This window comes from Alteromonas sp. (assembly GCF_984505615.1).
The window spans coordinates 1-9,534 of record NZ_CFHOXV010000072.1; the positions used below are offsets into that span (position 1 = coordinate 1).

A 9,534-nucleotide genomic window follows, 5' to 3' on the forward strand; every position below is an offset into this window, starting at 1 on the left:
TATCTTGCCAGTGACGAAGCCAGCTTTGTCACCGGCGCAGATTTTTCCATTGATGCAGGGGCCATTGCCTGGTAAGTGTCGTCTGGCGAATAGCGGGCAAGACATTGCCCGTATAACCCGCCAATTAAAAACCCCGCTGCCAGTTAACTGTCAGCGGGGTTTTCTCTTATCTGTATATCAGAAGTTGTACTTAGCTCTGACACCGTAAGTACGTGGTGCTTTCAGTGCTGCATAAGTAGCGGTTGATGCCGGGCGATGTATTGCGGCAGTCAGTACCGTTTCGTCAGTGATATTGTTTCCGTACACAGTCACTGTCCAGGCCCCGCCGTTGTCTAGTGTAAATGATAGATCTGTGACACCAACAGCATCCTGTTTTTGTGAATCTTCGTAACCAATATCTAGATAGCGTTCTGTTTCGTAGTGATGCCAGACTGAGCCCACCAGATAAAGCCCGTCACTGAGTTCGAATGTGTGTTCGTACCCCAGATTCAATGTCCATTCAGGACTATTGAGTGCCGGTTTACCGGAACAATCAACCACCAGAGTAGTACCGTCATCATCGGGAGTAGTTGCACAGGTGGTTACTGTTGTGTCTGCTCCTGCTCCGTCATAAATGAACTCATCGTAACTGGCATCCAGATACTGAATATTCGCTTTCAGCAAACCGTAATCGCTGACAGCATACTGAATATCTACCTCTGCCCCCTGCATGGTGGCAGCACCGGCATTACGAGTGAGAGAACCAAATGCGCCGGACGGTAAGTAACCCAGATAAGTCACCTGCTGATCTTTATAGTCCCAGTAAAAAGCTTCAATGTTCAGCTGTAGCTGATTATCCATAAAGCGATTTTTACTACCGGCCACCAGCGCGCCGATTTCTTCCGGTTCATAGGAGTTATCGACAGAGTCAGCAAAGAAGCCGCCCGATTTAAAGCCGGTGGTGTAGTTCACATACAGCATGGAATCTGCATTCACATCGTATTCAATTCCCGCGCGGTAGGTGAAGTTGCTGAAAGAGCGCTCGTCTTCAGCCTGCACAGTGTCGGGCGTATTGTTAAAGTCGTATAAGTTATACGTTTCCAGCGTCAGCGGGGACTGACGCACCTGCATCTCTTTTTCTTCATCAGTGAAACGGGCACCTAAAGTAAAGCGGAGGTTATCAGTGGCCGACCAGGTCATTTGTCCGAACACCGCCTGACTGTCTGTGCCTAGATCAGAGTAAACATACTCACCAGCCGGCCCCCATAATGAAGCAGCAAAGGAAAAAGGCGCCGCCCAGGTCAAAGATTTTTGATCTTCAGCGTAAATGAATGCACCGGCAACGTACTTAATTGCGCCGGTATCGTTTGAGGCGAAGCGCACTTCCAGTGAACTTTGCTTATTCTCGTCCTGGTTGATAACCGGAAAACCAGGCAAGTAGAAGGTTGTGTCAGGCTCAGCCACGCGGTAAGAAGGAATAACCGTCAGCGAGCCACTGTCAAAGTGAGCGTTGATAGTGGCGGACACCCCCCAGAAAGTACTGTCCTGATAGCCTTCGTAATCAACGCCCTCGTCAGCGTCATAGAAATTGAAGGTCTCAAAATCCATGTAAGTACTGACAAACTCAGGGCGGCTGAGGAAAAAGGAGGTGGGTTGGGCTGCTTCAAATGCCGCTATACTCACCGGGTCTGCACCACCAATCCGCTCATCAATTTCCGGCGCGCCGTCAGAGATCAGCACACTGCCCGCACCTTTGCCGCCAGCCTTGTAGTAGTCACCGCTCAGCAATACGTCATATTTATCATTGGGGGCATACAGGTAGTGCACCCGCAACGCTTTTCCGTCTTCGTCATCATAACCGTCTGATAAATACCCGTCGCGGCTGACCCACTGCCCGGAAATGCGCAAAGCTGAGTTGTCACTGACAGCAACATTTACCGCGCCCGCCAACTGACGTGAATTATAATTTCCAACACTGCCGCTAATGTAGCCCTCTGTGTAGCCCAACTCAGGCTTGCGGGAAATAACATTGATAGCACCGCCGGTAGCATTACGGCCGTAAAGCGTTCCCTGAGGTCCTTTCAGCAGCTCAAGTCGCTCAAGGTCGAAAAAAGTTCCCACCACAGAGCCCGGACGGCCAATGTAAACACCGTCATAGTTGAAGGCCACCGCGTTTTCGGCAAACGCATTCGTTCCCTGTGTACCCACACCCCGTACGTAAAAACTGTTCCCTGTGCCGCCGGTCTTGTTGATTTGCAGCGCAGGCACTAAAAATGACAATTGGTCAGGCTGCGTGATGCCGCTCTTTTCCAACTGCTTTGTGGAAATGGCTGATACCGCCAGTGCCGCTTTCTGCACATTCTCAGTGCGGTGCTGGGAAGTGATTTCAATGACCTCCAGGCCGGACTGCGCGTTTTCATTGTCTGACTGGGCGTAAGCCGGGGTCACGGCAGCAGCGACAGCCAGGGCGAGCATAGTAGGGATTCGCGTTTTGTTCACAGGTTTGTACTCCAGGTTCTCTCATCCGTTTGTGAAACGCCGGGGCGGTTTTATCATCCTGGCGACAAATTAGCGCGCCGGCTAACCGCTATAGGCAATCACAATTGATTAACAACGGAACAACAATAGAGAAACGTGAAGATTAAATTAAATCGTCATTACCGATGCCAGATATTTGTAACGGCAATAGTGAATGTCGGGCGAAAAAAAACGGCAGTGTGATAAACACACTGCCGTTACGGACAACAGAAACGCAGGCAGTTAGCTTCTGTTTTCTTCAACAAATTCAATAAGGTTTCCTGCGCAATCGCGGATAAAGCAGCCTTTACCAAACTTCTCCCTGACCACGAAGGCAACATCGGCTCCCCGAGCTTCCACAACGTCGAGAAAGCGTTCCAGATCAGGTACTTTGAACGCCACGTGTTTATTGCCGTGGGTTTTTACATCTTGCGGTGGATGCCGCCTTTCTTCGGGCAACGAAGCCGCCCCTTCCACTTCAAATATTTCGAAGCGCAGGTCACCCCGTCGTACCATCGCCACCTTCGCCCTGGCAGCTTCGATGTAAAATTCCCGCTCGGTGGCAAAGTCCAGCACGCTGGCATACCAGGTTTTTGCCTGTTCAAGATCAGGCACACTTACACCGCCATGATGGAATATAAATTCCGGTAACACGTTATCAGTCATGCTTACTCCGCTGTCCAGCCACCGTCGACTACCAGACTGGTGCCGGTCATTAATGCGGATGCATCTGATGCCAGAAACAATGCCGCGCCCATAAGATCCTGCACATTACCCAGTCTGCCGATTTTGATTTTTTCAAGCACAGAAGCCAGAAAAGCTTTGTCCTCAAAGAAAGGTTTGGTCAGCGGCGTTTCAATAAACGTAGGGGCAATAGTGTTAGTGCGGATCCCGTGCGGAGCGAGATCGAGGGCCATGGCTTTATTCATGCCTTCCAGTGCCCATTTCGATGCACAATATAACGAGCGGTTAACGCCGCCCACATGTCCCATCTGCGATCCGATGTGAATCAGCGACCCTTTAACGCCACCGGCAATCATGCGCTGAATACAGGATTGTGCGACAAAATAGGCGCTTTTCACATTCAGATTAAGTACCGCATCGTAGTCGTCTTCTGTGACTTCAGTGACCGGTTTTGGCCGGTTAGTACCGGCATTATTGACCAGCACATGAAACGGGTCGTGCCGTTCGAAGAAGTCACGCACTGCATTAAGATCACTGACATCCAGTACCTCAGCCTGCGCCTTATCGCCCCGCGCACAAATGGCCTCTGCCGCAGATTGAATTTCGCCGGCGGAGCGGGCAACCAGTGTTACCGATGCCCCGGCTTCCGCCAGTCCGGCAGCAATGGCGAGGCCAATGCCCCGCCCTGCACCGGTAACCAGTGCCCGTTTACCCTCCAGACGAAAGTCCGGTAATGCCGGTAAAGTACTGTTTGTCATAGTGACTCCTAAACCTTCGTTTTTGCGGTGGGTGTAACCGTTCCGGCATACGGCACATCAATATTGCCGTAACGACGCACCCGCAGGTTTGCCTGTTCACCATGACCGGCAAAGCCTTCCAGACCACATAAGCGCGAGCAGTACTCACCGATTAATGCAGAAGCCTCGTCGGTAACCACTTTCTGATAGGTACAGGTTTTAATGAATTTGCCAACCCACAGACCACCGGTATAACGGGCGGCTTTCTTTGTTGGCAACGTGTGGTTAGTACCGATAGCTTTATCGCCATACGCCACATTGGTACGCGGACCAAGGAACAGCGCGCCGTAGTTAGTCATGTTTTTAAGGAAATAATCCGGATCAGCCGTCATTACCTGCACGTGCTCACTGGCAATCTCATCAGCAATCTGCACCATTTCTTCATAGCTTTCTGCCACGATAACTTCACCAAAGGTCTCCCACGCTTTACGGGCATGGTCGGCGGTAGGCAGAATTTCCAGCAGACGCTCAATTTCTGCCATGGTTTCTCTGGCCAGTTTTTCTGAATTAGTCAGCAGCACACCCGGGCTGTCCGGTCCGTGCTCGACCTGACCGAGAATATCAGTAGCACACATTTCACCGTCTACCGACTCATCAGCAATGATCAGAGTTTCTGTAGGACCGGCAAATAAGTCGATACCTACACGGCCATATAACTGACGCTTCGCTTCAGCAACGAACGCATTGCCCGGGCCAACCAGAATATCCACACCACTGATGGTTTCGGTGCCCAGCGCCATTGCGCCGATAGCCTGAATACCGCCCAGCGCATAAATTTCATCGGCACCGGCCAGTGCCTGCGCAGCTACAATGGCCGGCGCGGGTTTGCCTTTAAACGGTGGCGCACAGGTAATAACACGGGGAACACCGGCCACTTTCGCGGTGATAACCGACATATGAGCAGAAGCCAGCAGCGGATATTTTCCGCCCGGCACATAACAACCGGCAGCGTTTACCGGTAAATTCTTGTGCCCCAGAATAACCCCCGGCAGAGTTTCTACTTCTACATCTTTCATGGAGTCGCGCTGAATTTGCGCGAAATTACGCACCTGCGTCTGGGCGAATTCAATGTCTTTCAGATCTTGCGGAGACAGCGAGTCCATACACGCCTGAATTTCTTCCTTTGTCAGCCGGTAATCTTCTCTGTCCCAGTTATCAAATTTAACGGAAAGATCGCGGATAGCCGCATTGCCCCGCTTTTCAATGTCTTCAAGTGTCGCTTCTACAATCTCGCGTACTTTGCGGTCAGCATCTGCTTTAACCTGCGCTTCCGCGCCCCGCTTTAACCAAATAGCCATGGTGGTCTCCGTTACAAATAGGGTAATTAAAAGCCGTCTATCACTGTTCTGGTGTGAACCACCGCCGGCGGGGCAATAAAGAACTCAGACACCAGCGACCGCCAGGCTGCAAAGCCTTCAGACTGCCGGAAAGTTTCCATATGCGCTTCGACAGAGTCCCAGCGCACCAGCAAAACATATTCGCCTTCGTTCTCAATCACTGCATCCAGAGCAAAGCTGTGGCAACCTTCTGCTTGTTTGAAGTGTTCCACAGCCAGAGAGACCGCTTTTTCAAACCGGATCTTGTTCTCAGGAGAAACGACCAGTCGCGCCATTTCTGTCACCATATTTTCACTCCAAAATTTTCAGATTAATTGCTTTGTTAATTTCAGGCATGTTTTCCTGACAAACAAATTCACGCAGTCAACAGGTATAAATCAGTGAGTGTATTTATAAGAAATTAGGGCGTGAAATCCGAATCGGATTTATTAATAAAATGTATCTGGAAAACGAATATTTACGCTTTAAAAGGTGTTTTATTATTTGTATCCACAATGAGAAAAAGGTAAATGCAAATGAAAAGAGTGGTGGTAACCGGCGCAGGCGGTTTCGTAGGACAAAAGTTGTGTGATGCTATTCTGGCAAAGCCGGACTGGCAGTTGATTGCCATTGATATGGTATTACCCGATTTCCTGAAAAATCATGACCGGGTTGCGGCGTTTGAAACCCCTTTTTCTGATGAAACCATGCTGTCAGAAGTGTTCTCATCACCCTGTGATATTCTGTTCCACCTTGCAGCCGTTCCCGGCGGTGCGGCAGAACAGAACCCGGCACTCTCCAAGACGGTGAACCTGGATGGCACACTGACCCTGTTTTCAAAGGCGTGCGAAAATGGTCACCGCCCTCGTATTGTGTACACCAGTACGATAGCAGTCCTCGGCGCTCCTATGCCTGACGTGGTAGACGACAATGCCCCGATTGTACCGGCCATGACCTACGGCACGCATAAGGCCATGATTGAGTTAGCACTGGCTGATTTTTCCCGCCGCAAACTGGCCGATACCGTGACAGTAAGATTGCCCGGCATTGTTGCCCGCCCCCTTGCCAAAAGTGGCCTGAAATCGGCTTTTCTGAGTGATGTATTTCATTTGCTCAAGGCGGGCCAGGCTTATGTTTCTCCGGTGTCTGAACAGGCTACCATGTGGCTGATGTCAGTGAACCAGTGTGTGAATAACCTTTTGAATGCTGCCGTGCTGGACAGCTCACAAATGCCGGTAAGCCGTGTTGTTACGCTGCCTGCAGTGAGAATTAGTATGATTGAATTGGTAAGGGAAATTGCCTCGCAGACCGGCGCGTCTGAAGAACTGGTCAGCTGGAAGCCCGATGCAGCGTTGGAAGAAGGGTTTGGAAAACAGCCGCCTTTGTTCACGCCAGCCGCAGAGCATGCGGGATTCCGTCACGACGGTGACATTACGGCACTGGTAAAAAACACACTTTTGTAAATTTATTGTCTTACCCTTGTAAAGCTATTGGTGTGGCGGTATATTCGGTACATCTTACAGACGGGAGACATTCCAAATGATGTATTTTCTTTGCGATATTTTAACGATGTGCAATCCGGAAATTATTGAAAAAAATGAAGATGCGGAATCACCGGAAATTTCAGAATCGCCGTCATCATAATTGCGAAAAGAATTAAAAAAAGCAGCTTTTATAAAGCTGCTTTTTTGATTTAAAAATTCACTTCAAAACATACACAAATGCCTTCGTTTTTTCCCCGCTTATCAACTGGATCTCGGTTTCTGTTCGCACATACTCTTCACCTTCGAAATCATCGAGATCTTGCCAATGTTTATCCAAAGAGGGAGACGTAAATACCTGACCATCGATACGTTGTCCATGTGCAGCAAGCTTTAATCCCGGGCAGCCCTGTGCAGCGCCCCAACCTTCTTCAATTAAATGTCCGTGCAGATACCCGGCTTCGAATTCACCGCCAATTGCGGTAAGTATATGCTCGTTGGGAAAACCTTGCCGTAAGGTGCCGTAAACAAATAATGCAGTCATGTTGATACTCCTTTTCAACAAAGTTTAACTGAATTTGCTTCTGAAGATGAAGTACACCGCCCCCACCAGGCACAACCCGGCCCACAGAAAATTCGGAATAAAGAAAAAGCCAACTCCCGGCGAGTTGGCTTTGAATGAGATTAAAATGCCCAGGAGGCTGCCAGACCAAGAGAGCGCACTGAGTTGAGCCCCCAGGTTTGGTGAATTGAGGCAAAGCCACGGTTATTTTCACCGGGATCAAAGCCCATAGAGACGGGGTATTTCTCGTCGGTACAGTTATTACAAAATACCCACACCCGTAAGCCTTCATCGGTTTCAAAACCGGCACTGATGTTAAAGGTAGTGATGGCATCGAGCTCTGTTGAAGGCGATGCAATCCCGTAGTTAATATCAGACCGGTAATATACACTGGCGTTAAGGAATCCGTACACCGTTGCCGTAATTTCCTGCTCGTACTGTGCCTTAAGCGTAGACGTGAAATCTGCCGCCAGTGGTGTGGAATACCCGGATGCATCAAAGAATGCATCGTCGGGTCCACACTCTGTTGAGTCTGGTGTACAAGATGCCTGTGCAAATTCATCGAAAGTTGAATCCAGCAGGGCTACATCCCAGTAGAAAGTCAGGTTGTCACTGGCCAGTGCTCTTACTGAAATTTCAGCGCCCCGCGAAGTTACGGTGGCAGCATTCTGGATAATGAACGCCTGGGCATCGAGATTAAATGACTGCGCCTGGTAATTATCAAAATCGGTATTAAACACGGACAGGTTGAAAATGACCTTGTCATCCAGCACTTTGCTCTTAAAGCCTGCTTCGATGGTGGTAGAAATCTCATCTTCAACGGCAAACGGAATCGCTTCGTTATCCTGATTGTCGGTATTAAAGCCCGGCGCTTTATAGCCCTGACCTACCGACACATACATCATCAGGTCGGCGTCATACTGGTACTGTGCCCCCAGCTTCCAGCTCAGATTGGTGTTATCTACTGATTCATTGAATTGTCCACGGGGGCCACCGATACCGATGAAATAATCTTTCTGCATTTGCAGTACATCGGAAGTAACTTCATCCTGCGTCACCCGGGCGCCGGCGGTGGCAGTGAGTTTATCTGTAACATAGAAATCGAACTGTCCGAAAGCGGCGTAGCTGGTTTGCGTTAGCGTAGTCACCGAGTCGTTACCTAAAAACACGTCGTTGCTGTAGGGGCAGCCCGGTGGCGGACCGGATATCTCAGCCTCTACACAGAATGGAAATCCAACGGCTACAAACGGCGGCGGCCCCTGCACTTCCAGACTGTTTGTCATATTTGATTCTGAATCGAAATAGAATAAGCCCACCTGACCGGAATAGTTTTCAGTGGCAGGAAACACCAGACGTAATTCATTGGAGAACTGTTCATACTCATTGGTGTTCGGGTTATTAACGATATCGGGCAGCGATGAAAAGTCGTTATGCAGGTTCGCGTCACTGTCGAAGTAGCGCCACGCAGCGATATTGATAAGCTCCATACCATTGTTGAATGCGTAAACCACTTCTCCCTGCAGCCCACCGGTTTCTACGTCCTGAAACATCTCACCATCGGAATTATTGGTCATGTTTTCTGGCCCTGGCGTAATGTTGTCTGCTGCCAGTAGCGCGACAATCTCACTGTCAGGATCGACTTCACGGAACGTTCTGGCATAGCGCTCTCCGGTGCCTTCGTTCTTATTGTAGTCACCAATAAAATAAAGGCTCAGCGGACCATCTTCATACAGGTACTTCAATTTAATCCCGGACTTTTCCTGATCTAAGTCCGTACGTTCAGTATTGGGATAGATGTTGTCGATAATACTGTCCTGCATGGAATACAACGCATTGATGCGCAGAGCAGAATTTTCTGATACCGGCAGATTAATAGTGCCTTTTGCAATCTTGCCGGTAGCATCTGTTGGCGTGGTATCTCTTAAATTGTATTCAAATGAGATATTGCCTGAGCTTTCATCAATGACCGGGCGTTTCGTTGCGATATTGACCAGACCTGCAGACGCATTTTTACCGAACAACAAGCCTTGCGGACCGTTCAGCACTTCCACTGAAGCGATGTCGTTGAAGGGCTGACCGGCCAGTGCATTCCTGCCCAGACTTACGCCGTCAATGGCCAGCGCAACGCTGGGGTCGATAGTCTCGGCAAAAATCTGGGAACCGATGCCACGAATGGCGTAGGTATTGTCCTGTCCCAC

General features: G+C 49.7%; 8 protein-coding genes. 1 reads left to right on the forward strand and 7 read right to left on the reverse strand.

Going from position 1 to position 9,534, the window contains the following annotated elements:
* Window positions 1-177: 177 nt before the first annotated feature.
* The 5 genes from AC4PME_RS20185 to AC4PME_RS20205 form a co-directional block, all read right to left on the reverse strand.
* On the reverse strand, window positions 178-2,478 hold the full coding sequence (locus AC4PME_RS20185) for a TonB-dependent receptor (RefSeq protein ID WP_491044648.1): 2,301 nt from the start codon (window positions 2,476-2,478) through the stop codon (window positions 178-180).
* 261 nt (window positions 2,479-2,739) lie between these two features.
* Window positions 2,740-3,162 carry a VOC family protein gene (locus AC4PME_RS20190; protein ID WP_119499555.1) on the reverse strand — a complete coding sequence of 141 codons (423 nt, stop codon included), beginning with the start codon at window positions 3,160-3,162 and terminating at the stop codon, window positions 2,740-2,742.
* A 2-nt stretch (window positions 3,163-3,164) separates the two neighbouring features.
* Window positions 3,165-3,938: an SDR family NAD(P)-dependent oxidoreductase gene (locus AC4PME_RS20195; RefSeq protein ID WP_119499554.1), complete on the reverse strand. Its 774-nt coding sequence runs from the start codon at window positions 3,936-3,938 to the stop codon at window positions 3,165-3,167.
* An 8-nt stretch (window positions 3,939-3,946) separates the two neighbouring features.
* A complete protein-coding gene (hisD, locus tag AC4PME_RS20200) occupies window positions 3,947-5,275 on the reverse strand; it encodes a histidinol dehydrogenase (protein WP_119499553.1) in 1,329 nt (442 codons plus the stop codon).
* A 26-nt stretch (window positions 5,276-5,301) separates the two neighbouring features.
* Window positions 5,302-5,601, reverse strand: a complete 300-nt coding sequence (locus AC4PME_RS20205) for an antibiotic biosynthesis monooxygenase family protein (RefSeq protein WP_119499552.1) — start codon at window positions 5,599-5,601, stop codon at window positions 5,302-5,304.
* A 222-nt stretch (window positions 5,602-5,823) separates the two neighbouring features.
* Here AC4PME_RS20205 and AC4PME_RS20210 point away from each other — a divergent pair, with 222 nt between their 5' ends.
* On the forward strand, window positions 5,824-6,756 hold the full coding sequence (locus AC4PME_RS20210; protein ID WP_491044647.1) for an NAD-dependent epimerase/dehydratase family protein: 933 nt from the start codon (window positions 5,824-5,826) through the stop codon (window positions 6,754-6,756).
* A 238-nt stretch (window positions 6,757-6,994) separates the two neighbouring features.
* Here AC4PME_RS20210 and AC4PME_RS20215 read toward each other — a convergent pair whose 3' ends face one another.
* The gene (locus AC4PME_RS20215) at window positions 6,995-7,318 is read right to left on the reverse strand and encodes a gamma-glutamylcyclotransferase family protein (protein ID WP_491044646.1); all 324 of its coding nucleotides are present in this window, start codon (window positions 7,316-7,318) and stop codon (window positions 6,995-6,997) included.
* A gap of 140 nt (window positions 7,319-7,458) precedes the next feature.
* The coding region (locus AC4PME_RS20220; protein WP_491529745.1) for a TonB-dependent receptor at window positions 7,459-9,534 on the reverse strand (2,076 nt) is incomplete at its 5' end.

Excerpts from the sequence above, each read along its gene's own strand:
- AC4PME_RS20190 (WP_119499555.1), bottom strand. The coding sequence starts at position 3,162 with ATGACTGATAACGTGTTACCGGAATTTATATTCCATCATGGCGGTGTA.
- AC4PME_RS20195 (WP_119499554.1), bottom strand. The coding sequence starts at position 3,938 with ATGACAAACAGTACTTTACCGGCATTACCGGACTTTCGTCTGGAGGGT.
- hisD (WP_119499553.1), bottom strand. The coding sequence starts at position 5,275 with ATGGCTATTTGGTTAAAGCGGGGCGCGGAAGCGCAGGTTAAAGCAGAT.
- AC4PME_RS20205 (WP_119499552.1), bottom strand. The coding sequence starts at position 5,601 with ATGGTGACAGAAATGGCGCGACTGGTCGTTTCTCCTGAGAACAAGATC.
- AC4PME_RS20210 (WP_491044647.1), top strand. The coding sequence starts at position 5,824 with ATGCAAATGAAAAGAGTGGTGGTAACCGGCGCAGGCGGTTTCGTAGGA.
- AC4PME_RS20215 (WP_491044646.1), bottom strand. The coding sequence starts at position 7,318 with ATGACTGCATTATTTGTTTACGGCACCTTACGGCAAGGTTTTCCCAAC.